General features: G+C 66.3%; 26 protein-coding genes. 13 read left to right on the forward strand and 13 right to left on the reverse strand.

The genetic code is table 11. The features are described from left to right. Positions 1–55 precede the first annotated feature (55 nt). From JNJ68_RS08915 to folK, 6 genes are all read right to left on the reverse strand, one after another. Positions 56–577, reverse strand: coding sequence for a DUF308 domain-containing protein (locus JNJ68_RS08915; protein ID WP_294981614.1), 522 nt, complete (start codon positions 575–577; stop codon positions 56–58). A gap of 124 nt (positions 578–701) precedes the next feature. Then, positions 702–1,466, reverse strand: coding sequence for a pyridoxine 5'-phosphate synthase (locus tag JNJ68_RS08920; protein ID WP_294981617.1), 765 nt, complete (start codon positions 1,464–1,466; stop codon positions 702–704). 27 nt (positions 1,467–1,493) lie between these two features. Then, positions 1,494–2,174: a DUF2062 domain-containing protein gene (locus tag JNJ68_RS08925; RefSeq protein WP_294981620.1), complete on the reverse strand. Its 681-nt coding sequence runs from the start codon at positions 2,172–2,174 to the stop codon at positions 1,494–1,496. A 71-nt stretch (positions 2,175–2,245) separates the two neighbouring features. Continuing rightward, positions 2,246–4,363, reverse strand: coding sequence for a bifunctional (p)ppGpp synthetase/guanosine-3',5'-bis(diphosphate) 3'-pyrophosphohydrolase (locus JNJ68_RS08930; RefSeq protein ID WP_294981623.1), 2,118 nt, complete (start codon positions 4,361–4,363; stop codon positions 2,246–2,248). A 28-nt stretch (positions 4,364–4,391) separates the two neighbouring features. Further along, positions 4,392–4,745 carry a DNA-directed RNA polymerase subunit omega gene (gene rpoZ / locus JNJ68_RS08935; protein WP_294972420.1) on the reverse strand — a complete coding sequence of 118 codons (354 nt, stop codon included), beginning with the start codon at positions 4,743–4,745 and terminating at the stop codon, positions 4,392–4,394. Positions 4,746–4,829: 84 nt separating this feature from the next. Next, on the reverse strand, positions 4,830–5,402 hold the full coding sequence (gene folK / locus JNJ68_RS08940; protein WP_294981626.1) for a 2-amino-4-hydroxy-6-hydroxymethyldihydropteridine diphosphokinase: 573 nt from the start codon (positions 5,400–5,402) through the stop codon (positions 4,830–4,832). Positions 5,403–5,546: 144 nt separating this feature from the next. Between folK and JNJ68_RS08945 the strand changes: the two genes are divergently transcribed. The 8 genes from JNJ68_RS08945 to JNJ68_RS08980 all read left to right on the forward strand — a co-directional run bounded on the left by JNJ68_RS08945 (position 5,547) and on the right by JNJ68_RS08980 (position 10,394). Continuing rightward, positions 5,547–6,122 carry an NYN domain-containing protein gene (locus JNJ68_RS08945; protein WP_294981629.1) on the forward strand — a complete coding sequence of 192 codons (576 nt, stop codon included), beginning with the start codon at positions 5,547–5,549 and terminating at the stop codon, positions 6,120–6,122. 52 nt (positions 6,123–6,174) lie between these two features. Next, positions 6,175–6,603, forward strand: coding sequence for a VTT domain-containing protein (locus tag JNJ68_RS08950; protein WP_294981631.1), 429 nt, complete (start codon positions 6,175–6,177; stop codon positions 6,601–6,603). A gap of 219 nt (positions 6,604–6,822) precedes the next feature. After that, entirely contained in the window at positions 6,823–7,776 is a 954-nt protein-coding gene (ispH, locus tag JNJ68_RS08955; RefSeq protein ID WP_294981634.1) for a 4-hydroxy-3-methylbut-2-enyl diphosphate reductase, read from the forward strand. After that, positions 7,776–8,252 carry a hypothetical protein gene (locus tag JNJ68_RS08960; protein WP_294981637.1) on the forward strand — a complete coding sequence of 159 codons (477 nt, stop codon included), beginning with the start codon at positions 7,776–7,778 and terminating at the stop codon, positions 8,250–8,252. The genes ispH and JNJ68_RS08960 overlap by 1 nt, the downstream gene beginning before the upstream one ends. A 39-nt stretch (positions 8,253–8,291) precedes the next feature. Continuing rightward, positions 8,292–8,753, forward strand: coding sequence for a DUF3429 domain-containing protein (locus JNJ68_RS08965; protein ID WP_294981640.1), 462 nt, complete (start codon positions 8,292–8,294; stop codon positions 8,751–8,753). A 3-nt stretch (positions 8,754–8,756) separates the two neighbouring features. Continuing rightward, on the forward strand, positions 8,757–9,215 hold the full coding sequence (rnhA, locus tag JNJ68_RS08970) for a ribonuclease HI (protein WP_294981643.1): 459 nt from the start codon (positions 8,757–8,759) through the stop codon (positions 9,213–9,215). Next, the gene (locus JNJ68_RS08975) at positions 9,212–9,856 is read left to right on the forward strand and encodes a trimeric intracellular cation channel family protein (protein ID WP_294981646.1); all 645 of its coding nucleotides are present in this window, start codon (positions 9,212–9,214) and stop codon (positions 9,854–9,856) included. Before rnhA ends, JNJ68_RS08975 begins: the two co-directional genes overlap by 4 nt. 37 nt (positions 9,857–9,893) lie before the next feature. Then, positions 9,894–10,394 carry a transcriptional regulator gene (locus JNJ68_RS08980; protein ID WP_294981649.1) on the forward strand — a complete coding sequence of 167 codons (501 nt, stop codon included), beginning with the start codon at positions 9,894–9,896 and terminating at the stop codon, positions 10,392–10,394. Here the strand turns inward: JNJ68_RS08980 and JNJ68_RS08985 are convergent. The 4 genes from JNJ68_RS08985 to def (JNJ68_RS09000) are packed head-to-tail and all read right to left on the reverse strand — an operon-like array spanning position 10,387 to position 12,572. Continuing rightward, the gene (locus JNJ68_RS08985; protein WP_294981651.1) at positions 10,387–10,620 is read right to left on the reverse strand and encodes a GlsB/YeaQ/YmgE family stress response membrane protein; all 234 of its coding nucleotides are present in this window, start codon (positions 10,618–10,620) and stop codon (positions 10,387–10,389) included. The genes JNJ68_RS08980 and JNJ68_RS08985 overlap by 8 nt on opposite strands. 52 nt (positions 10,621–10,672) lie before the next feature. Continuing rightward, positions 10,673–11,563: a methionyl-tRNA formyltransferase gene (gene fmt / locus JNJ68_RS08990; protein ID WP_294981654.1), complete on the reverse strand. Its 891-nt coding sequence runs from the start codon at positions 11,561–11,563 to the stop codon at positions 10,673–10,675. Beyond that, the gene (def, locus tag JNJ68_RS08995) at positions 11,560–12,063 is read right to left on the reverse strand and encodes a peptide deformylase (RefSeq protein WP_294981657.1); all 504 of its coding nucleotides are present in this window, start codon (positions 12,061–12,063) and stop codon (positions 11,560–11,562) included. Before def (JNJ68_RS08995) ends, fmt begins: the two co-directional genes overlap by 4 nt. Continuing rightward, a complete protein-coding gene (gene def / locus JNJ68_RS09000; RefSeq protein WP_294981660.1) occupies positions 12,060–12,572 on the reverse strand; it encodes a peptide deformylase in 513 nt (170 codons plus the stop codon). The genes def (JNJ68_RS08995) and def (JNJ68_RS09000) overlap by 4 nt, the downstream gene beginning before the upstream one ends. A 196-nt stretch (positions 12,573–12,768) precedes the next feature. Here def (JNJ68_RS09000) and JNJ68_RS09005 point away from each other — a divergent pair, with 196 nt between their 5' ends. Together JNJ68_RS09005 and JNJ68_RS09010 are read left to right on the forward strand one after the other, a co-directional pair. Next, positions 12,769–13,941 (forward strand): MalY/PatB family protein, encoded by a 1,173-nt coding sequence (locus tag JNJ68_RS09005; RefSeq protein ID WP_294981663.1) that lies wholly within the window; start codon positions 12,769–12,771, stop codon positions 13,939–13,941. Then, a complete protein-coding gene (locus JNJ68_RS09010) occupies positions 13,938–14,477 on the forward strand; it encodes a L,D-transpeptidase family protein (protein ID WP_294981665.1) in 540 nt (179 codons plus the stop codon). Before JNJ68_RS09005 ends, JNJ68_RS09010 begins: the two co-directional genes overlap by 4 nt. A 68-nt stretch (positions 14,478–14,545) precedes the next feature. Here JNJ68_RS09010 and JNJ68_RS09015 read toward each other — a convergent pair whose 3' ends face one another. After that, positions 14,546–14,899, reverse strand: coding sequence for a hypothetical protein (locus JNJ68_RS09015; RefSeq protein ID WP_294981667.1), 354 nt, complete (start codon positions 14,897–14,899; stop codon positions 14,546–14,548). 222 nt (positions 14,900–15,121) lie between these two features. Between JNJ68_RS09015 and cbiB the strand changes: the two genes are divergently transcribed. From cbiB to JNJ68_RS09030, 3 genes are read left to right on the forward strand one after another with little or no spacing between them, the layout of a single operon-like run. Next, the gene (gene cbiB, locus JNJ68_RS09020) at positions 15,122–16,021 is read left to right on the forward strand and encodes an adenosylcobinamide-phosphate synthase CbiB (RefSeq protein WP_294981669.1); all 900 of its coding nucleotides are present in this window, start codon (positions 15,122–15,124) and stop codon (positions 16,019–16,021) included. 24 nt (positions 16,022–16,045) lie between these two features. Continuing rightward, the gene (locus JNJ68_RS09025; RefSeq protein WP_294981671.1) at positions 16,046–17,203 is read left to right on the forward strand and encodes a lytic murein transglycosylase; all 1,158 of its coding nucleotides are present in this window, start codon (positions 16,046–16,048) and stop codon (positions 17,201–17,203) included. After that, on the forward strand, positions 17,203–18,108 hold the full coding sequence (locus tag JNJ68_RS09030; RefSeq protein ID WP_294981673.1) for a glycosyltransferase family 2 protein: 906 nt from the start codon (positions 17,203–17,205) through the stop codon (positions 18,106–18,108). Before JNJ68_RS09025 ends, JNJ68_RS09030 begins: the two co-directional genes overlap by 1 nt. On the opposite strand, the gene JNJ68_RS09035 is transcribed toward JNJ68_RS09030, so the two are convergent. Both JNJ68_RS09035 and JNJ68_RS09040 read right to left on the reverse strand, forming a co-directional pair. Next, positions 18,105–18,488 carry a group II truncated hemoglobin gene (locus tag JNJ68_RS09035; RefSeq protein ID WP_294981675.1) on the reverse strand — a complete coding sequence of 128 codons (384 nt, stop codon included), beginning with the start codon at positions 18,486–18,488 and terminating at the stop codon, positions 18,105–18,107. The two genes, JNJ68_RS09030 and JNJ68_RS09035, sit on opposite strands and share 4 nt — an antisense overlap. A gap of 11 nt (positions 18,489–18,499) precedes the next feature. Further along, on the reverse strand, positions 18,500–20,869 hold the full coding sequence (locus JNJ68_RS09040; protein ID WP_294981677.1) for an aminomethyltransferase family protein: 2,370 nt from the start codon (positions 20,867–20,869) through the stop codon (positions 18,500–18,502). Between the last annotated feature and the right edge of the window lie 84 nt (positions 20,870–20,953).

Raw genomic sequence — 20,953 nt, forward strand, 5'->3', positions numbered from 1 at the left:
TCCCCGACAGGTCCGGGCCGCTGTAACCGGCCCGGTTCCGTGGTGACGGAAAGGCTCAGACCCTGTCCAGCCGATGCGACGCCAGCGCCAGCCCCAGCATCGACGCCCCGTCCGAGATCAGCTGCAACCCGAGCAAGAGCCCCAGCGTGGTCAACGCGGCCTGGGCGAAATTGGCGAAGATCAGGATGCCAAGCCCCAGCGACAGGACGCCGGACAGCAGCACGATCCACTTCCAGTTGCCGGCCTCCATGGCAAACGACGCGATGATCTTGAAGACGCCCGACACCACGAACAGGATTGCCAGCAGATAGGTCAGGCTGATGACGCCGGCCAGCGGATCGGTCAGAAGCCCGATCCCGGCCAGGATGGCCAGGATCGCCAGAAGCAGCGACCACAGGCGATGGCTCCAGTCGGTTTCGCGGAAGACCGCGACGGCCTGCAAGATGCCGATGAGCAGGAAGAACCAGCCGGTCAGCAGCGTCACTGCAATCGACCCGGCCACAGGATTGAGAATTGCAAAGAACCCGGCGATCACCGTGACAATGCCGAGAATGATAAGCAAGCTTCTGTTTTTCATTTGAAACTCCACCAAGCGGGAGACAGGTTCCCGTAGCGGAAAGTCCAACACGGCGTTTCAGATGCGTCAACAATCTTCTGCTTTGGCCCCGTGTCATCCGTTGTCTGCAACCCGTTGCCAGGGCCTAGCGGTCCCGTGCCAGGTCCATGCGGCGGCGCATCTCCTCGATCGCGGCTTCCAGCCCCCGGAAGATCGCCTCGCCCACCAGGAAGTGACCGATGTTCAGCTCGGCCAGTTCCGGGATCGCCGCAATGGGCTCCACATTGTCGAAGGTCAGCCCGTGCCCGGCATGGACCTCCAGCCCCAGGCTGGCGGCCAGTTCCGCCCCGGCCTGCAAGGAGGCAAGTTCGCGTTCGGCCAGCGCCGCATGTCCATCGGCCAGAAGATCGGAATACAGCCCGGTGTGCAGTTCGACCACCGCCGCACCGATCCGCGCGCTCGCCTCGATCTGCCGGGGGTCGTGGCTGATGAACATGCTGACGCGGCAGCCTGCCTCGCGCAGCGGAGCGACATAATCGGCCAGCCGCTTCTGGTCGCTTGCCACGTCAAGCCCGCCTTCGGTCGTCCGCTCCTCGCGCTTTTCCGGAACCAGGCAGACGGCATGGGGGCGATGCCGCAGCGCGATAGCCTGCATTTCCGCGGTCGCAGCGCATTCGAAGTTCAACGGGATCGCGATCCCCGCCATCAGCGCCTCGATGTCGGCATCGCGGATATGGCGGCGATCCTCGCGCAGGTGCGCCGTGATCCCGTCCGCGCCCGCCGTTTCCGCCAGAAGCGCCGCGCGCAGCGGGTCAGGCCAGGCCGAGCCGCGGGCATTGCGCACCGTGGCGACATGGTCGATGTTCACCCCAAGCCGAAGCTTGCCGGGCTTGTGCAATGTCTGGGTCATTCCGGCCTTCCCGCCTTTTTCGCCAGCTTACGGCGCGCCGTGGCTGTCGTCATCTGCGTCATCGCCCTTTTCGCCGCGCAGCTTCAGCTTGGCCGCCGCCTCCGCCAGCTTGGCACGCATCTTCTTGCGGCGCTCCGCCCTCTCCTGCGCGGTGGCCGCACGGGCCTTCTGATAGGCCTCGACCAGCGGAATGGTGATGTAATAGGCCGCGATGCTCAGGATCAGCCCCGGCCCCAGCGCACCGATGAAATAGGGCACATAGATTTCATGCCAGAACTGGATCAGCCCGTCCCAGCGGGTCTTTTCCGGCCCGAAGAGCGCGAGGAAGTTGAACCACAGGTCATGGCCCGCATCGCCGAAGGCCCGACCGATGTACTTGGCGTTCAACGGCGCCTCGATCCCCATGATCCAGTGACCCAGCGTCATCGCCAGCACGGCGAAGAACGGAGTGGTCAGCGGGTTGGTGTTGAAGGTCGCGAGAAGCGCCGCCAGCACATTGCCCCGCGCCAGCCGCGCCGCGCCCCAGGCCGCCAGGAACTGCAACCCCGGCAGCGGCAGGAAGCCGATCAGCGACCCCGCGAAGACGCCCCGCGCTACCCGGTGCGGCTGGTCGGGCAACCGGCGCATCCGGTAGATCACATAGCGGATCGCCCGCTTGAAACCCGAACGCGGGTAGACCTGCTCGCGCAGCCACGCGCCCCAGCCCAACGGTTCTCTACGCTTGAAGACCACCTGTCCTACGCCCTTCCGCGCCCCAACTCCGCGCCCGTTCTGCTGGCCTAGGGCCGTCGTGTCAAATCCCGATGACGCGAGATTTGCGCCACGTCGGTCTCGGCCTCCAATGCGGTCATGACCATATGCAGGTGCTCAACGTCGCGAAGGTCCACGTCAATAATGAGGCGATAGAAGTCCGGTTTTCTGTCCGTGAACCGCAGGTCCGAGATATTGGCCTTCTGCTCGCCGATCAAGGTGCAGATGCGCCCGAGCACGCCCGCGTCGTTCGAGATGGTGATGACAAGGCTCACCGTGAACACCGGCGAATGCCGCCCCGCCTCCCAGCGCAGGTCGACCCAGCGCGCGGTCTGGTCCTCGAACTCCTCCAGCGCCGGGCAGTCGATCGCGTGGACCACCACGCCCTGCCCCCGGTAGGTGATCCCCACGATGCGTTCTCCCGGCACCGGCTGGCAGCAATTCGCCCGGCGGAAGGTCTGGTCCGCCGTCAACCCGATCACCGGGCGCTTGTGGTCGACCTCGTCGGCCACCGCCTGCGCCAGCTCGGGATACAGGATCTCCACCACCCGCCGCGCCGGCATCTCGGCCGAGCCGAGCCGCGCCAGAAGGTCGTTCTCGTCGGCCAGCCCCAGCATCTTCGCCGCCGTCCGCAGCGCCTTGTCGCTGGCCTTCTTGCCCACATGGTCGAAGGCCGCCCGCGCCAGCTCCTGCCCCAGCTTGACGAACCGCCCCCGGTCCTCTTCCCGCAGGCTGCGCCGGATCGCCGCCTTCGCCCGGCCTGTGGTCACGATGTCGATCCAGCTCGACTGCGGCCGCTGCCCTTCCGCGGTGATGATCTCGATCGACTGCCCGTTCTTCAGCCGCGTCCACAAGGGTACCCGGATGCCGTCGATCTTCGCCGACACGCAGGAGTTGCCGATCCGGGTGTGGATCGCATAGGCGAAATCCAGGGGAGTCGCCCCGCGCGGCAACTGCACCACGTCGCCCTTCGGCGTGAAGCAGAACACCTGGTCGGAATACATCTCCAGCTTGACGTGCTCCAGGAACTCGTCGGTGTCCCCCTCGTCCAGCCGCTCGGTCAGGTTGGCGATCCACTTGGCCGGATCGACCGCAAAGGGGTTCGCCGCACGCACGCCCTCACGATAGGACCAATGCGCGGCCACCCCCGCCTCGGCCACCTCGTGCATCTCGCGCGTGCGGATCTGCACTTCCACCCGCTTGCCGTCGCGGCCCGAGACCGTGGTGTGGATCGAGCGATAGCCGTTGGTCTTCGGCTGGCTGATGTAGTCCTTGAACCGCCCCGGCACCGCCCGCCAGCGCTGATGGATCACCCCGAGAATCCGGTAGCAATCCGCCACCGACCCGCAGATCACCCGGAAGCCATAGATGTCGGACAGGCGGCTGAAGGCCAGGTCCTTCTCCTGCATCTTGCGCCAGATCGAATAGGGCTTCTTCGCCCGCCCGAACACATCTGCCTCGATCTGCGCCTTCTCCAGCTCGTGCAGGATATCCGCGGTGATCTTGTGGACCACGTCGCCGGATTCCTTCTGCAGGGTCAGGAACCGCCGCAGGATCGAATTGCGCGCCTCGGGGTTCAGGACCTTGAAGGACAAGTCCTCCAGCTCCTCGCGCATCCACTGCATCCCCATCCGCCCGGCCAATGGAGCAAATATCTCCATTGTCTCGCGCGCCTTCTGGGCCTGCTTCTCCGGGCTCATCGACCGGATCGTCCGCATGTTGTGCAGCCGGTCGGCCAGCTTGACCAGGATCACCCGCAAATCGCGGCTCATCGCCATGAACAGCTTGCGGAAGTTCTCGGCCTGCTGGCTTTCGGTGTTCGACAACTGCAGGTTGGTCAGCTTGGTGACGCCATCGACCAGTTCGGCCACTTCCTCGCCGAACATCTCGGTCAGGTCGGCATAGGTCGACCGCGTGTCCTCGATCGTGTCGTGCAGAAGGGCCGTGACGATCGTCGCGTCGTCCAGCCGCTGTTCGGTCAGGATCGCCGCCACCGCGACCGGATGGGTGAAATAGGGCTCGCCCGATTTCCGCATCTGGCCTTCGTGCATCTTCATGCCATAGGCATAGGCACGACGGATCAGGTCGGCATTGCAACGCGGGTTGTAATTGCGAACCAGGGCGATGAGGTCTTCGACGTCGATCATCACCGCCCCACCCGCGGGCAAAAGCCCGTCAGAATTCGCCCTGGGCTTCCATCAGGGCGCGGAGAAGCTTTTCTTCCGACATATCGTCGACCATCGGCCGATCCATTTCGCCGCCCATGAGCAGAGCCATCTGGTCTTCTTCCGGCTCGTCGACCTCGATCTGGGTCTGATAGCTCTCGATCATGCGCTCGCGCAGAACTTCGGCCTGCTGAGCCTCGTCCGCGATCTCGCGCAGCGCGACGACCGGGTTCTTGTCGTTGTCGCGGTCCACCGTCGCGGGCGAGCCCGAGGCGATCTCGCGCGCCCGATGGGCGGCAAGCATCACCAGCTCGAACCGGTTCGGGACCTTGTCAACGCAATCTTCGACCGTCACACGGGCCATGGGGACACTCCAATCGGCGTGGCTGCTGGAAGTGGCCTATGTATGCCGACGGATCAGGCTTGACAAGCGGCAAAACGGCCAAAATCACAGGGGTTTCACCGCTGCCCGATCCGCCAAAGGCAGCCCCGCCAGCATCTGCCGCACCGTCAGGCCCAGCCCTGGATGCCGCCAGTCGGGCGCCACATCGGCCAGCGGAACCAGTACGAAAGCCCTGTCCTGCAAGCGTGGATGCGGCAGGATCAGCCGGTCCGGGGTGGTGCGGGCCTGCGCCTCGGGCGGAAGGCTGCGCCAGTGATCCTGCGTCGCGGCATCGGGCAGGACCGAATCACCCAGGGCGATGAGGTCGATGTCCAGCGTCCGCATTCCCCAGCGTTGTTCCCGTATCCGACCGAAATGCCCCTCAACCCGATGCAATCGTTGCAGAATTGACGCTGCGTCAATTTCGCTGTCCGCCTCGAGAACCGCAGCGGCGTTCACATAGTCCGGTCCCGCTCCCGCCGGGAAGCAGGGCGTGGCGTAAAGCGGGCTAAGCGCCAGAACCGAAAGACCTTCTTGCGCCAGCATTTTTGCCGCCCGCCGGATTGTCCCGGCAGGGGTTTCGCCCTCGAATGGCAGGTTTGCGCCGAACGCAACCAGGACTTGCACGGTTTTACCCATCAGACAGAATTATTTCCTATACTTCCCTTGTCGGATCACGCTTCGGACTGGTATCCATCATGCGTTGGCCGACGGATTTGACTACGCGACGTGCGATTGACGCGACAGACGTGGACCGCGCGGCGACATTGAGGGGACCTTTGAATGTTTTACAAGGACGAACGGCTCGCGCTGTTCATTGATGGGTCAAACCTTTACGCGGCCGCCAAGGCTCTGGGTTTCGACATCGACTACAAACTTCTCCGGATGGAGTTCATGCGTCGCGGCAAGCTCCTGCGCGCCTTCTATTACACCGCGCTCTTGGAGAATGACGACTATTCGCCGATCCGTCCGCTGGTCGACTGGCTGCACTACAACGGCTTCACCATGCGCACGAAGCCCGCGAAGGAATACACCGACAGCCAGGGACGGCGGAAGGTGAAGGGCAACATGGACATCGAACTGACCGTCGATGCCATGGAACTGGCGCAGCGGGTGGATCATATCGTGCTCTTCTCCGGCGACGGCGACTTCCGCCCGCTGGTCGAAAGCCTGCAACGGCAGGGTGTCCGCGTCTCGGTCGTCTCGACCATCCGCAGCCAGCCGCCGATGATTGCCGACGAACTGCGCCGCCAGGCCGACAACTTCATCGAACTGGACGAGCTGCGCGAAGTCATCGGCCGCCCGCCGCGCGAACCGCGCCCCGTGGTGAACGAAGAGGTCGCGGTCGAGGCGAAGTGAGCCTTCGACCCACGGACGGGACTCTGGGGGTCCCGGTCGTGACGGTTTTGGCATGATCGCGCTCTCCGGCCTGTTTCTCGCGGCCTTCCTGGCCGCGACGCCGGTGCCGTTCCAGTCCGAACCCGTGTTCCTCGGCTTCCAGGCCGCAGGCTGGGGCACGGGCCTTCTGGTGCTGGTCGCCTCCGTCGGCAACACGCTTGGCTCCTGCGTCACCTATGCGCTTGGCCGCTGGCTGGCAGACCAGCGCGACCACCGCTGGTTTCCCTTGTCCCCGCCGCAGCTCGCCCGCGCCGAGCGCTGGTTCGCCCGCTGGGGCCTCTGGCTCCTGCTCCTGTCCTGGGCGCCCTTCGGCGACATGATCGTCGCCGTCTCCGGCGTGCTGCGGGTGCCGGTTCCGGTGTTTCTTGTGCTCGTCGCCGTCGCCAAGACCGGGCGCTACATTGCCCTCGGCTGGCTGGGCGCGGTGGCGTTCGGGCGCTAGACCATTGCTCGTCGATACCCTTCGGGCACTCCTCGCAGGGCCGTCCCCGACGAGAAGCCGAAGGCGCACGAGGAGGGTCATGGTTAGCAGACCCTGAATATCCGCAACTATCCCATTGAAATCGCTTGCCACAAAATCCTGTCCACCGTGGACACCCTCTGTACTGGACGCCGCCCCCCGCAGGCCCTAAGTCTGCTCTGCCAGCCCCCGGAACCCCCGATGCCCGACCTTCCTCCCCTCACCCTCTACCTCGCCGCCCCTCGCGGCTTCTGTGCCGGGGTGGACCGGGCGATCAAGATCGTCGAGATGGCCCTGCAGAAATGGGGCGCCCCGGTCTACGTCCGGCACGAGATCGTCCACAACAAATTCGTCGTCGACGCCCTCCGGGCCCAGGGCGCGGTCTTCGTCGAGGACCTGGAAGACTGCCCCGCCGACCGCCCCGTCGTCTTCTCCGCTCACGGCGTCCCGAAATCCGTCCCCGCCGAAGCGAGCCGCCGGAACATGATCGCCGTCGACGCCACCTGCCCCCTGGTGACGAAGGTCCACAACGAGGCCGCCCGCCACCACGAGGCCGGCACCCAGATGATCTACATCGGCCACGCCGGCCATGCCGAAACCGTCGGCACGATGGGCCAGCTTCCTGTGGGCGAGGTCCTGCTGGTCGAGACGGTGGAAGACGTGGCGAAGCTCACGGTCCGCGACCCCGCGAAGCTGGCCTTCATCACCCAGACCACCCTGTCCGTGGACGACACCGCCGAAATCGCCGCCGCCCTCAAGGCCCGCTTCCCCCTGATCCACGCCCCCGCCCACGACGACATCTGCTATGCCACCACCAACCGCCAGGCCGCCGTCAAGGCCGTGGCCCCGAAGATCGACGCCCTCCTCGTCATCGGTGCCCCCAACTCCTCGAACTCCCGCCGCCTGGTCGAGGTCGGCGCCGCCGCCGGCTGTTCCTACTCCATGCTGATCCAGCGCGCCGCCGACATCGACTGGCGCGCCCTCGACGGCGCCCGCGCCATCGGCCTGACCGCCGGGGCCTCGGCCCCCGAAGTTCTGGTCAACGAAGTTATCGACGCCTTCCGCGCCCGCTACAGCGTCACCCTCGACCTGGTCGAAACCACCGTCGAGGACATCGAGTTCAAGGTCCCCCGCATCCTTCGTGAGCCCGCCTGATGCTGAAATCCCTCATCCTTGCCCTTGCCCTTGCCGTCGCCCTGCCCGCCCAGGCTGACGAACTTGCCCCGGTCCTGGCCGATTACTGGACCAACTCCGGCAGCCTGCCCCCCGAATACGCCTGGGAGACCAGCATCCTGATCCGGGAGGACGGCAAGCTGGAATTGAAGCATTGCAAGGGCTATGAAACCGAAGGCCCAGCCTGCAAGTATCGCAGCGCCACGGTCAGCGAGGATGTGCTGCAGTCGATCCGTGCCGCCGCAACCGAAAGCGGCCTTGTCGAACGGCCCGCCCGGGAAACCGACACGCCCATGGTCGGCGGCGGCGTGACCTGGGGCCGTGTCAACCTGGTCAGCGGGACCGTCGAACTGCCCTCCCAGCCTGCCGAGGCCGATGCCGAGCGGGTTGCGAAAGTCCTCGCCACCATCGCCGCCGCCATCCCGCACCGCTTCGACCGCTTCACCGATCCGGACTGACCGCTGGCCTTGGCGCCGCGCCCGCGCTAGACCAGCCGCATGATCGACGATGCCCGCATACCCCGCCCTGCCCTTCTTCTCGGCCTTGCCGGGCTTGTTCCGTTCCTGTGGTCGGCCGCGACGCACCTGTCGCCCGTACTGGCCACCTGGGCCGGGCAGTGGTTCAAGCCGATGTTCCTTGGCGCCTATGTCGGGCTGACCTGGGGCACGGTGGTGCTTGCCTTCCTGTCCGGCGTGCTCTGGGGATTCGCCACGAAAGCCGAAGGGCGCGAGGCGGCGCTCGCCTACAGCCTCTCCGTTATCCCCGCGCTCTGGGGTTTCGTCATGGTCTCCGACGCCTCCGACAGCTCGGCCATCTTCCTCACCGCCGGGTTCGCGGGCCTCCTGCTCCTCGACGCCGCCTTCCAGGCCTGGGGCCTTGCCCCGCGCTGGTGGCTGCGGCTGCGGGTGATGCTGACCGTCGTCACCCTCGCCTGCCTCGCCATTCCCCTGCAGGCCTGACCGATGCCCGAGCTTTTCGCCTATACCGACGGCGCCTGTTCCGGGAACCCCGGCCCCGGCGGCTGGGGCGTGCTGATGATCGCGCGCGAGAACGGCGTCGTGGTCAAGGAGCGCGAGTTGCAGGGCGGCGAGGCACTGACCACCAACAACCGAATGGAGCTGCTGGCCGCGATCTCGGCGCTGGAGGCGCTGTCGCGGGCCAGCGACATCACCATCGTCACCGATTCTGCCTATGTGAAGAACGGCGTGACCGAATGGATCCACGCCTGGAAGCGGAAGAACTGGCGCACCGCGGGGGGCTCTCCCGTGAAGAATGTCGAGCTTTGGCAACGGCTTGAAACCGCCGCCGCCCGCCATCGGGTGACCTGGCGCTGGATCAAGGGCCATGCCGGCCATGCCGAGAACGAACGCGCCGATGCGCTGGCGCGCGCCGGGATGGCACCGTTCAAGGCACCGGCATGACGGGCTTTTCGCTTCAGGACGGGCTCGACTATGCCTCGGTGCTGGTCTTTGCCCTGACGGGAGCCTTGGCCGCCAGCCGGTCGCAGCTGGATATCGTCGGCTTCATCTTCATCGCCTGCCTGACCGCCGTGGGCGGCGGCACGCTGCGCGATGCGATCCTGAACCGCGAAGTGTTCTGGGTCGCCGATCCGGTTGTCCTTGGCGTCGCCACCCTCGCCGCCGTCCTGGTCTTCTTCACCGCGCATCTTCTGGAAAGCCGCTACCGTGCGCTCCTGTGGTTCGACGCCTTCGCCCTTGCCGTGGCGGTCCCCGCTGGTGCCTCCGTGGCCCTGTCGGAAGGCCAAGACTGGCCCGTCGTGCTGGTCATGGGCATGATTACCGGCTGCATGGGCGGCCTCCTGCGCGACGTGGTCTGCAACGAAGTGCCGCTGGTCCTGAAACAGGGCGAGCTTTACGCCACCTGCGCCCTTGCCGGGTCGCTTGGCGCAGTGCTTGGTGGTCTGGCCGGGCTGGGCGAGGGGCTGTCGCTTCTCATCTGCGCCGAGCTTGTCTTCACTCTGCGCGCGGGCAGTATCGCGCTTGGCTGGCGGCTTCCGGTCTACAAGTCGCAGCCGCCGAGCCCCGGTGCGCCCAAGCGCTAGCTTGCCATATGAACGACCGTTCGATTAGCATGGCCGCATGCCCCGCACCCGCATCATCTCCGATGAACAGGTCTTCGCCGCCATCCGGCGGCTCTGGGACGAGGGCGGCGACAAGGCGGTGTCCTTCGGCAGCGTCTCCACCGCCACCAGCCTTGCGCCACCGACTTTGGTCCAGCGCTATGGCAGCCGTGACGCCATGCTCCGCGCCGCCCGTCTTGCCGCCTGGGACGCGCTGGAGCGTCGCACGGGCGAGGCCATCGCCAATGCCGCCGACAAGGGACCGCAGGGGCTGTTGAAGGCCATCGGCCCCGTCAACATCGCCGCCATCGCCGCCGACATGCGCGACCCGGACCTTGCCCGGCGCGCGACCGGCTGGCGCATGGGGGTGGAGACCGCGCTGGCGTTGCGGCTCGGGTCCGGCCAGAAGGCCAGGGAAAGTGCGGCACTTCTGTTCGCTGCATGGCAGGGTCAGGCATTGTGGTCCGCGGCCGGAGAGCACGGGTTCCGCCTGAAGGATGCGGTGAAGCGGCTTACCTGACCAGCGATTTCCAGGCCCAGATCAGGATCAGGGCGCCGAGAAGCGCACCGACGAACCCGGCGCCGATCCCGGCCAGCATCACCAGCCCGCGCAGCACGATCGTCCCGATCAGCGCGCCCAGCACGCCGAGCGCAATGGTCGACGGCGTGTCCATGTTTACCTTGAGAATACGCGAGGCCAGAAACCCCACGGCAACCCCGACGATCAGCAGTGCGACAAGCGGCATGGCGTCCCTCCCATCCCAGTCCTCGGGATATGGGAAGTCCATGCCCCCTGCGCTATAGTGTCGCGGGTAAAATCAGCCCGCACAGCACTTCGGCCACAGGCATCGGGCGCTTGCCTTCGCGCTGCGCCTCGGTGATCTCGACCGCACCAGTTCCGCAGGCCACGGTGAAGCCGTGCAGCACCTGGCCCGGCGTGCCGTTCCCTTCGGCCAGCCGGGAGCGCAAGAGCTTCACCCGCTCGCCATTCACCTGCACCCAGGCGCCGGGGAACGGCGACAAACCGCGGATCAGCCGGTCGACCTCCTCCGCCGGGCGGGTCCAGTCGACCCTCGCCTCGAACTTGTCGATCTTCGCGGCATAGGTCACACCCTCGAAGGGCTGTGGCACGGCGGGCAGCGGCATCCGCTCCAGCGCCTCCACGATCAGCCGCGCGCTAAGGGCGCTGAGCCGGTCGTGCAGTTCGGCCGTCGTCTCCTCGGCCCCGATCGCCACCTGTTCGCGCAGGAGGACCGGCCCGGTGTCCAGCCCCGCCTCCATCTGCATGATGCAGACCCCGGTCTCCCGGTCACCCGCCATGATCGCCCGATGGATCGGCGCCGCCCCGCGCCAGCGCGGCAGAAGTGAGGCATGGATGTTCAGGCAGCCGAAGCGTGGGGCATCAAGGATCGCCTGCGGCAGGATGAGGCCATAGGCCACCACCACCGCCACGTCGGCCTTCAGCGCCGTAAACTCCGCCACCGCGTCGTCGCTGCGCAGCTTTGCTGGATGCCTAACGGGCAGACCCAGTGCCGCGGCCCGCGCCTGCACCGGGCTCGGGCGATCCGCCTTGCCCCGCCCCGACGGGCGCGGCGGCTGGCAGTAGACCGCGACGATCTCATGCATGTGGTGCAGGGCGTCAAGTATCGGGACGGAAAACTCCGGCGTCCCCATGAAAACAATTTTCATTTGACGCGCCCCAGCTTCGCCGCCTTTGCGATCAGCATCTTCCGCTTCAGCGGCGAGAGGCGGTCGAAATACATCTTCCCCGCCAGATGGTCGATCTGATGCTGCACCGATGTCGCCCATAGCCCGACGAAATCCCGCTCCTCCACCGCGCCCTCGGCGTTCAGGAAGCGCACCGTCACCGCCCGGGGCCGCTGGATCACCGCCGAGACGCCCGGCAGATTGGGCGAAGCCTCCTCATGCTCGCGCAGTTGCACACTGGCATGCAGCACCTCGGGGTTCGCCATCCGCACGGCCTGCCCCCGCGCCTCGGAGCAATCGACCACCGCCAGCTGCAGGGGAACCCCGATCTGCACCGCTGCGAGGCCATAGCCCGGCATCGCATCCATCGTGTCGATCATGTCGGCCCAGAGCCGACGCACCTCGTCGGTGATCGCCGCGACATCCGCAGCGGGCGTCCGCAGGGCCGCCGCAGGCCAGGGCAGGCAGCGCCGAACCGTCACGCCCGCGCCCGTTCCCGCTTCAGCTTTTCCATCTTCCGGGTGATCATCTGGCGCTTCAGCGGCCCCAGGTAGTCTATGAAGAGCTTGCCATCCAGATGGTCGATCTCATGCTGCACGCAGGTCGCCCAGAGATCGGCGAACTGGCGCTCCTGCACCGTGCCGTCCAGCCCCAGCCAGCGCACCTTGACCTCGGCGGGGCGCTTCACCTCGGCATATTGGTCGGGGATCGAGAGGCAGCCTTCCTCGTAGGTCGACACATCCTCCGACGACCAGAGAATCTCCGGGTTGACCAGCGCCATCGGCTCGGGGTCGCCCTCCTTGATGCAATCCATCACGATCAGCCGCTTCGTCACCCCCACCTGCGGCGCGGCGAGCCCGATGCCCGGCGCGTCGTACATCGTCTCCAGCATGTCGGCGGCCAATTGCCTGATCTCGGGCGTGATTTCCCGCACGGGATCGCAGACCTTCTTGAGGCGCGGGTCAGGATGGATCAGGATGGGGCGGATCATGGAAGCGATCTACGAAAGCAGGCCCCGGATGGCAAGAGGAACGCGGGGGAGTGCCCGGCGAGTTCCGGGCTGTCAGATTGTTCCTGAATTTTGCCGTTTTCCAGCACAACTTTCCATGTTTGTGAAATTATTTGGGATGACTTCCCGATAACTATGGAATAATCGGATGAACATCCCAACGAACAGGCCCAATGACATGACCTTCGACACCCCGATCCCGCGCGCCGGGTCCCACTGCGCCAAGTGGGACATGCTGGAACCGCTTTACGGCCTGACTCCCGACGAGGGGCTGGCGATGTGGGTTGCCGACATGGAGTTCAAGCCGCCGCAAGCCGTGCAGGCGGCGCTGGAGAAGATGCTGGACCATGGCGTCTACGGCTACTTCGGCGACGACAAGGCCTATCTCGACGCGATCCGCTGGTGGATGGCCAACCGCCACGGCTGGGACGTCGCGCCGGAGTGGATTTTCACCACCCACGGCCTCGTCAACGGCACCGCGCTTTGCGTCCACAGCTTCACCCAACCGGGCGACGGCATCATCCTGATGACTCCAGTCTACCACGCCTTTGCCCGCGTCATCAAAGCCGCCGGGCGGGAGGTGACGGAATGCCCGCTGGTGCTGGAGGACGGCACGGCCCGGATGGACTTCGCGGCCTGGGAGAAGCTGCTGACCGGGCGAGAGAAGATGCTGATCCTCTGCTCGCCGCACAACCCCGGCGGTCGGGTCTGGACGGTCGAGGAACTGCGCCAGGTTGCCGAGTTCTGCGTGAAGCACGACCTGATCCTGGTCTCGGACGAAATCCACCACGACCTTGTCTATCCCGGCCACAAGCACACCGTCATGGCCAAGGCCGCGCCGCGGGTCGCCGACCGGCTGGTGATGATGACCGCCACGACGAAAACCTTCAACATCGCGGGTGCCCATATCGGCAACGTGATCATCGCCGACCCCGCGCTGCGCAAGACTTTCGCCAATACGATCAACGCGATGGGCATCTCGCCCAACTCTTTCGGGATGCATATGGCTACCGCCGCCTACTCGCCGGAAGGCGCGGCCTGGGTCGATGCGCTGATGCGCTACCTCGACGGCAACCGGAGGCTCTTCGACGAGGGTATTGCGCGTATCCCCGGCCTGCGCGCCACGCCGCTGGAGGCCACCTACCTCGCCTGGGTCGATTTCTCCGATACCGGCATGGCGGCGAAGGAGTTCATCGAGCGGGTCGAGAAGCAGGCGAAGATCGCCACCAACCACGGCGCGAGCTTCGGCGCGGGCGGCGAGAGCTACCTGCGCTTCAACCTCGCCTGCCCGCGCGCGCAGGTGGTCGAGGCGGTGGCCCGGCTGGAAAGGGCCTTTGCCGACCTGCAATGATCCGATTCCTGCGCCTTCTGGTCTATCTCTGCCTGCTGGTGGGCCTCGGCTTCATCGCCGCCTCGCTCTACAGCCCGCCGGTGGTGGTGCCGACGCCACCGCCGCCGCCGCTGACCGGCACGGTGGACCGGATCGTGATCGAGAAGGCGGCGCGGCGGATGCAGTTGATGCAGGACGGCAAGCCGGTCCGCACCTACAAGATCGCCCTCGGCTTTACGCCCGAGGGCGACAAGCTGCGCCAGGGCGACGGCAAGACGCCGGAGGGCGAGTTCACCATCGACCGCCGCAACGATGAAAGCGCCTTTCACCTGTCGATCGGGCTGGACTATCCGCAGCCCGAGGACCGCGCGCAAGCGGCGAAGGCGGGCTATTCCCCCGGCGGCGACATCTTCATCCACGGCCAGCCGAATGCCCTGCCGGACGGGCTGAAGATCAAGGGCGACTGGACTGCAGGCTGCATCGCCGTGACGAACGCCGAAATCCGGGAGATCTGGGCGGTCACACCCATCGGGACGAAGGTCGAGATCAGACCTTGAGGCTGTTCGATGACTTCGTCGCTCCTCACCCCCGACGAGAAGACGAAGCGCGCCGCAGGAGGCCCCTCTCACGCCTTCGGGAGATAGCCCACCGGCGCGCTCTCATCGCGCCAGAAATCCAGCGGCGCGCGGTCCGACACCGCTGTCGCGCGCTTGAAGTCGCAGACCAGCTCGCCCTCGTCGATGCTGGAGGCCATGATCAGGCACTGGAACACATGCCGGGAACCGTCATAGACATCGACCAGCCCGCGCAGCTTGCCAGGGCTGAAATCGGCATCCAGCGCAAAGCCGTTGTCCCAGAACCGCAGCACCGGATAGACCGCATCGCCTACCTGCACCCGCAGCCGCGACTTGCGCTTCAGGTCACGTTTGCGCGCGGCCTCCAGCCCCTCGCGCACCTCCTTCGGCAGAAACTCAAGCATGGCAGCCTCGACCTCTCCCCGATTCAAATTCTGGAGCGGACCCGCAGAAAATCAAGCTGACACAAGGGTATTACCGGAATGTGAAACGCGTATGTCATCAAAGCCACAGGCTATCACAACCATCGGTTGATCGACCGCGCTCCGCAACCTTATCTCACGGGAAATTGGTGCAAGTGTCCGTGACCGCTTGCGAATCACCGTGCCGCCACCGATAGCCGGGTCATGATCCTGATCGCCGCCCTTCTGCTCGACGCCGCCTTCGGCGAGCCGCGCTGGCTCTGGGACCGGTTGCCCCATCCCGCCGTGCTGATGGGCCGCCTGGTCGGCTGGTGCGACGCCCGCTACAACCGGGATGGCGAGTTGAAACTGAAGGGCACGCTGATCGCCGCGGGCCTCCTCCTCACCGGCCTCGCCCTCGGCTGGGTGATCCACCTGATCCCGGACCATGGGCTGCTGGAGGCGCTGACCGTCGCGGTCCTCCTCGCGCAGAAAAGCCTCGTCGACCATGTCCGCGCCGTCGCCACCGCCCTCCGCCGGTCGGTCCCCGAGGGGCGCCGAGCCGTCGCCCTGATCGTCGGCCGCGATACCGCCGAAATGACCGGCCCCGACATCGCCCGCGCCGCCATCGAAAGCGCGGCGGAGAACCTGTCCGACGGCGTGGTCGCACCGGTCTTCTGGTATCTCGTCCTGGGCCTGCCCGGCATCCTGGCCTACAAGCTGATCAACACCGCCGACAGCATGATCGGCCACCTCACCCCCCGCTACAAGGATTTCGGCTGGGCCTCCGCGCGCCTGGATGACCTCTTGAACCTCATCCCCGCCCGGCTGACCGCGCTCCTGATCGCGCTGACCCATGGCTGGGTCGACCCCGCCCCCATCCTGCGCGACGCGCCCAAGCACCGCAGCCCCAACGCCGGCTGGCCTGAAAGCGCGCTGGCCCCGGTGCTTAACGTCGCCCTCTCCGGCCCGCGCAGCTACAACGGTTTCCGCAAGGACTATCCTCATGTCTGGCCCGAGGGGCGTCGCGACCCCGGCCCCGACGACATCGACGCCGCCGCCGATGCGCTCTGGCGGGTCTGGGCCGCGCTCCTTGCGGTTGCCGTTCTGGTGGCCCTCACCTAGGGTCTCCCAAACACCGGAGACCCCATGCGCGCCGCCCTTCTCGCCTTCGCCCTCGCCACCCCCGTCGCTGCCGCCCCCTGTGGCGGCGACTTCGGCGAATTCCTGAAGGCGATGGAGATCGAAGCGGTGGCCGCGGGCGTCGCGCCGGACAAGGCGGCGGAGTTCTTCGTCGGCGCCCGACAGGACGGAAAGGTCCTGAAGGCCGACCGCTCGCAAGGCGTCTTCCGCAAGACCTTCCTCGACTTCTCGCAATCGCTGATCTCGAAGCAGCGCCTGTCCACCGCCCGGTCGAAATCGGACGCGCTGAACGACATCTTCACCCGCGCCGAGGCCGAGTATGGCGTCTCGCGCGGCATCCTCCTCGCCTTCTGGGCCTTCGAGACCGACTTCGGCCAGGTCCAGGGCGACTTCAACACGCGGAACGCCCTCGTCACCCTCGCCCACGACTGCCGACGACCGGAAATCTTCCAGCCCCAGGTCCTCGCCGCCGCCCGGCTTTTCGCGATGGACGACTTCGCGCTGGATACCACCGGCGCCTGGGCGGGGGAGATCGGCATGGTCCAGATGCTGCCGAAGGACATCCTGGAGCGTGGGGTGGATGGCGACGACGACGGTCTGATCCTGCTGAAGACCTCGCAGGCCGACGCGATCCTGTCCGGCGCGAAGATGCTGCAGCACCACGGATGGCGCGCGGGTGAACCCTGGCTGGCCGAAGTCACCCTACCCGACGGCTTCGACTGGTCGCTGACCGGGCTTGAGACCGAGAAGCCCACCGAGGACTGGCAGGCCCTTGGCGTCACCCCCCGCAACGGCCCGCTCGCCCCCGGCCTCAGCGCCTCGATCCTCCTGCCGCAGGGCCGCAAGGGCCCAGCCTTCCTCGTCTACCCGAACTACCGCGTGCTGTTCGAATGGAACAAGAGCTTCGTCTACGTCACCACCGCCGCCTATTTCGCGACCCGGATCGAGGGGGCAGACCCCTATGCCGCGGGCAATCCCGACCCGGCCCTCAGCGCCGACCAGATGACCGCCCTGCAAGAGAAACTCGCCGCGCTTGGCCATGACGTCGGCAAGATCGACGGCATCCTTGGCGCGGGGACGCGCGCGGCGGTGCAGAAGGAACAGGTCCGCCTCGGCCTGCCCGCCGACGGCTGGCCCACCCGCGCGCTTCTGGACGCGCTCTGATGGCGACGTGGAGCCTTGTCGCCACCGTCAAGGCCCCCGAGGAGAAGCTCCTCGCCTTCGCCGCCTATCACCTGTCGCTCGGGGCCGAGCATCTCTGGCTCTTCCTCGACGATCCCGACCAGCCGGTGCCGGAACTGCTGGCCCGGCATCCCCGCGTCACCGTGACCCGCTGCGACGAGGCCCACTGGACCCGCGTCGGCAAGAAGCGCCCACCCGCCCATCAGAACCGCCAGGCGCAGAATGCACGCTATGCATACCGGAAACAGGCAACCTCGGACTGGATCGTCCATATCGACGTCGATGAATTCATCCTGGCCCCGCGCCCCATCGCCGCGATCCTCGACGACACGCCGCCCGAAACCATCGTGATGAAGCTCGAACCCTTCGAGGCGATGCACGATCCCCTGCTGCCCGACGACATCTTCACCTCGCGCGAGTTCCGCGGTGCGCTCCGGCACGAATACTGGCCGCGCCGCCGCGCCGCGCTTGGCCCGTACCGCAAGGTGATCCGCGACGGGATGCTGTCGCACAGCGTCGGCAAGGTGATCTACCGGACCGGCATCCCCGGCCTTCTGCCGCGCCTGCACACGGTCATGGTGGACAAGGAATTCGTCAGGACGCCCGACTGGCACCCGGAGATGCAGCTTCTCCACTTCCACGCACAGGACAAACCCGCCTGGCTGGCGGCGGTGCCGTTCCGGATGACCAAGGGCGCCTACCAGTTCCGGCCCGAGCTACAGGCCTTCCTCGCCGAAGCAACGCCCGAGGAAGTCGACCGTTTCTACCGCCGCACGCAGATTCTCCCGGTCGACCTGCGGGACGAGCTGGCGAAGGTCGGCCGCGTCGTCCTTGCCGACCTCCACCTGCGGCAGAAGGTCGAGGCGCTGCGCGACGGCCAGCTCTAATCCACGTTCACCAGCATCAGCGCCGCGCGGCGGAAGGTGGCCATGATCTCGCCCCGCTCCGCCTCGGCCACGTTGGTTTCCACCATCGCGCGGTCCATCACTGCCAGCCAGTCCTCGGCATCCTGCTTGCGGATCTCCACATGCGCATGGATTTCCCGCAGGTTCATATGGCCGTGCAGCTCGTGGTAATAGCGCCGCCCGCCGAAGAAGCCGCAGAGGAAGTTGAACTGCTCGGGCCGGACGTGGGAAAGCCCGTGCCCGCGCTGGTGCATCGCCATGATCGTCGCGCCCTGCGGCAGGGTCTCGATCAGGTCGTAGAAATGGTTCACCAGCAGTTGCACCTGCGGCTCCCCGCCAATCCGCTCGATCATCGGTTCCATGGCGGTCTCTCTCAGCTTTGCGGACGGGTCTTCTTCGGGTCGTAATGCGACAGCGGCACGATCACCGCCGGCAGCCGCTTCTGCTGTCCGTCCAGCTTGCCGACCTCCAGGGCGGTGCCGACCTCGGCGTGCGCCACGTCCACCCGCGCCAGCGCGATGTTCTTGCCCAGGATCGGCGAGCGCATCGACGAGGTGACTTCCCCCACCTGCGCCCGGCCGACATGCAGGCAATCGCCATGGCCCACATCGACATTCGCGTCGATCTCCAGCCCGACGAACTTGCGGCTGGGGTGTTCCTTGCGCCGGATCAGCGCCTCGCGGCCGATGAAATCGTCGGTCTTGGATTTCAGCGGCACGGTGAACCCGATCCCGGCCTCGAACGGGTCGGTCTGGTCGCTGAAATCATAGCCCGCGAAGATCAGCCCGGCCTCGATCCGCACCATGTCCAGCGCCTGCAACCCCATGGGCTTCAGCCCAAGGTCGCCGCCATTTTCCCAGACCGCATCGTAGACCGCCGAGCCGTCCTTCGGATGACAGAACACCTCGAAGCCGAGCTCGCCCGTATACCCGGTTCGCGACACCACCACCGGCGCCCCATTCGGCCCGCCCAGGCGGCCCACGGTCAGACGGAACCAGCCCAGCTCCTCGATCGTCGGCTGGTGCGGCGCGGTCCAGATCATCAGCTTCATGATTTCACGGCTGTTCGGACCCTGGACCGCCAGGTTGTGCAGCTGGTCGGTCGACGACCGCACCATCACCTTCAGCCCCAGCCTCTCGGCCTGTTCGCGCAGCCAGAGGCCGGAATAATCATCCCCACCGATCCAGCGGAACTGGTCGCGGCCCAGCCGGAACACCGTGCCATCGTCGATCATCCCGCCATGTTCATAGCACATCGCGGTATAGACCACCTGGCCCTGGCTCAGTTTCTTCATGTCGCGGGTGACGCACCATTGCATCAGCGCTTCCGCATCCGGCCCGGTCACCTCGAACTTGCGCAAGGGCGACAGGTCCAGCACCACCGCCTTCTCGCGGCAGGCCCAATATTCTTCCAGCGCTCCGTTCTGCGAATAGACCTGCGGCAGCCAGTAGCCCTTGTATTCCACCACATTGCGCGTCTTGGCCGAGATGCGGTCGTGGAACGCGGTTTCCTTGGTCATCTTCGGCTCCGATTGCGGCGTGGGTCGGTGGGCGATGGCGCGGCTGAACGTCTCGGCGCCGGAATAGGTGCGGACGTGGATGTCGCTGAGATACCATCCGTTTGCGGGCGAGGTATCGTCGGGGCAGGCCGAGTTCACGCAGACGATGTCGGTCAGCGCACGGAACAGCACATAGTCGCCCGGACGCGACCAGGGTTCGTCGCTGATCAGGACGCCATGTGAATCGATGTTCGTATTGAAGAACAGGTTCACCGCCATCCAGCCCGGCCGCGGGTCCACCCCGTGCTGCGCCAAGGCTTTGTTGAAGTTGTCCGAGCAGTTGACATGGCCCGGATAGCCGATGTCGTCGTAATATTTCGCCGCGCAGGCCATCGCAAAGGCATCATGCCGCCCGACGGTATCCTGCACCACCTCGACCAGCGGCACCCAGTCCTGATCGAAGTATTTCGAATGCAGGCCCGGCATCGAATAGGCATGGCCCATCAGCGTGCGCGAAGTCGTCACGTCCAGCGCGTGCTGGAGACCCTTGTCCAGTTTCCGCGCATCGAAGCATTGGAAGTCGGTGCATTGCCTGCCGTCCACGTCGAGGATCTGGATATAGTCCCCCGCCTTGACGAAATAGCTTTCCGCCGTCGCCGATTTCACCCGCAGGTCCAGGATCGGGTCGGCCAGGGGATCGGGCAGGTCGTATTGCCCCATCATCCGGGGCTTGGCGCGGCTGAGCAGCACCGTGACCGGCGTCGCCGTGTCCTGTGCCTCCGGCGCCATCGGCAGGCCGGGGGCCGCGATGACCAGCCAGCCCTCGTCCAGCACGCTGAACTCGGCCCGCGCCCCTGCCGGTGTCTCCTCGGAGAACAACCGCAGCGCGCCCGCCTTGGCCAGATCGATGTGGCGGCTCTCCAGCCCCTTGCGCAGCCGCCGCAGGCTTGCATCGCCCTGCGTCAGCATCGCCTTCAGCCCCTCGGCGCCCGAGTTCGAGGCCTGTCCCAGCAGCATCGCGTCGATCCGGCCGTCCTTTGCAGCCGCAACCAGCTCCACCGGCTGCCCGCCTTCATCGTTGACGACCACCACCCGGTCGCCCACCATGATCTGCATCAGCACAGCCCCGCCGCCGGGAACCACATGCCGCTCCTGCCCGTGATGGCGCGAAAAGCCCTGCGGCGTCAGGATCCGGCTCGGCCGCGGCGGGCCGGGGACTACATTGGGATAGATCGAATCGAGCATTGTGCACCCCGTCATCGGACCCGGGCCGGTTGGCGCGGGAAGTTTAACTAGGATAAAACTTGTTCATCCAGAAGAATAGCGTCA

Source organism: Tabrizicola sp., assembly GCF_016793705.1.
In the GTDB taxonomy this organism is placed as follows: domain Bacteria; phylum Pseudomonadota; class Alphaproteobacteria; order Rhodobacterales; family Rhodobacteraceae; genus Tabrizicola.

Coding starts and splice junctions, on each gene's coding strand:
- def (WP_294981660.1), bottom strand. CDS start 12,572: ATGATCCGCCCCATCCTGATCCATCCTGACCCGCGCCTCAAGAAGGTC.
- JNJ68_RS08915 (WP_294981614.1), bottom strand. CDS start 577: ATGAAAAACAGAAGCTTGCTTATCATTCTCGGCATTGTCACGGTGATC.
- JNJ68_RS08960 (WP_294981637.1), top strand. CDS start 7,776: ATGCTGAAATCCCTCATCCTTGCCCTTGCCCTTGCCGTCGCCCTGCCC.
- rpoZ (WP_294972420.1), bottom strand. CDS start 4,745: ATGGCCCGTGTGACGGTCGAAGATTGCGTTGACAAGGTCCCGAACCGG.
- JNJ68_RS09015 (WP_294981667.1), bottom strand. CDS start 14,899: ATGCTTGAGTTTCTGCCGAAGGAGGTGCGCGAGGGGCTGGAGGCCGCG.
- rnhA (WP_294981643.1), top strand. CDS start 8,757: ATGCCCGAGCTTTTCGCCTATACCGACGGCGCCTGTTCCGGGAACCCC.
- JNJ68_RS09005 (WP_294981663.1), top strand. CDS start 12,769: ATGACCTTCGACACCCCGATCCCGCGCGCCGGGTCCCACTGCGCCAAG.
- JNJ68_RS08945 (WP_294981629.1), top strand. CDS start 5,547: ATGTTTTACAAGGACGAACGGCTCGCGCTGTTCATTGATGGGTCAAAC.
- JNJ68_RS09040 (WP_294981677.1), bottom strand. CDS start 20,869: ATGCTCGATTCGATCTATCCCAATGTAGTCCCCGGCCCGCCGCGGCCG.
- JNJ68_RS08985 (WP_294981651.1), bottom strand. CDS start 10,620: ATGCCGCTTGTCGCACTGCTGATCGTCGGGGTTGCCGTGGGGTTTCTG.
- folK (WP_294981626.1), bottom strand. CDS start 5,402: ATGGGTAAAACCGTGCAAGTCCTGGTTGCGTTCGGCGCAAACCTGCCA.
- JNJ68_RS08965 (WP_294981640.1), top strand. CDS start 8,292: ATGATCGACGATGCCCGCATACCCCGCCCTGCCCTTCTTCTCGGCCTT.
- JNJ68_RS09035 (WP_294981675.1), bottom strand. CDS start 18,488: ATGGAACCGATGATCGAGCGGATTGGCGGGGAGCCGCAGGTGCAACTG.
- JNJ68_RS08975 (WP_294981646.1), top strand. CDS start 9,212: ATGACGGGCTTTTCGCTTCAGGACGGGCTCGACTATGCCTCGGTGCTG.
- JNJ68_RS09025 (WP_294981671.1), top strand. CDS start 16,046: ATGCGCGCCGCCCTTCTCGCCTTCGCCCTCGCCACCCCCGTCGCTGCC.
- ispH (WP_294981634.1), top strand. CDS start 6,823: ATGCCCGACCTTCCTCCCCTCACCCTCTACCTCGCCGCCCCTCGCGGC.
- cbiB (WP_294981669.1), top strand. CDS start 15,122: ATGATCCTGATCGCCGCCCTTCTGCTCGACGCCGCCTTCGGCGAGCCG.
- JNJ68_RS08930 (WP_294981623.1), bottom strand. CDS start 4,363: ATGATCGACGTCGAAGACCTCATCGCCCTGGTTCGCAATTACAACCCG.
- JNJ68_RS09010 (WP_294981665.1), top strand. CDS start 13,938: ATGATCCGATTCCTGCGCCTTCTGGTCTATCTCTGCCTGCTGGTGGGC.
- JNJ68_RS09030 (WP_294981673.1), top strand. CDS start 17,203: ATGGCGACGTGGAGCCTTGTCGCCACCGTCAAGGCCCCCGAGGAGAAG.
- fmt (WP_294981654.1), bottom strand. CDS start 11,563: ATGAAAATTGTTTTCATGGGGACGCCGGAGTTTTCCGTCCCGATACTT.
- JNJ68_RS08950 (WP_294981631.1), top strand. CDS start 6,175: ATGATCGCGCTCTCCGGCCTGTTTCTCGCGGCCTTCCTGGCCGCGACG.
- JNJ68_RS08980 (WP_294981649.1), top strand. CDS start 9,894: ATGCCCCGCACCCGCATCATCTCCGATGAACAGGTCTTCGCCGCCATC.
- JNJ68_RS08920 (WP_294981617.1), bottom strand. CDS start 1,466: ATGACCCAGACATTGCACAAGCCCGGCAAGCTTCGGCTTGGGGTGAAC.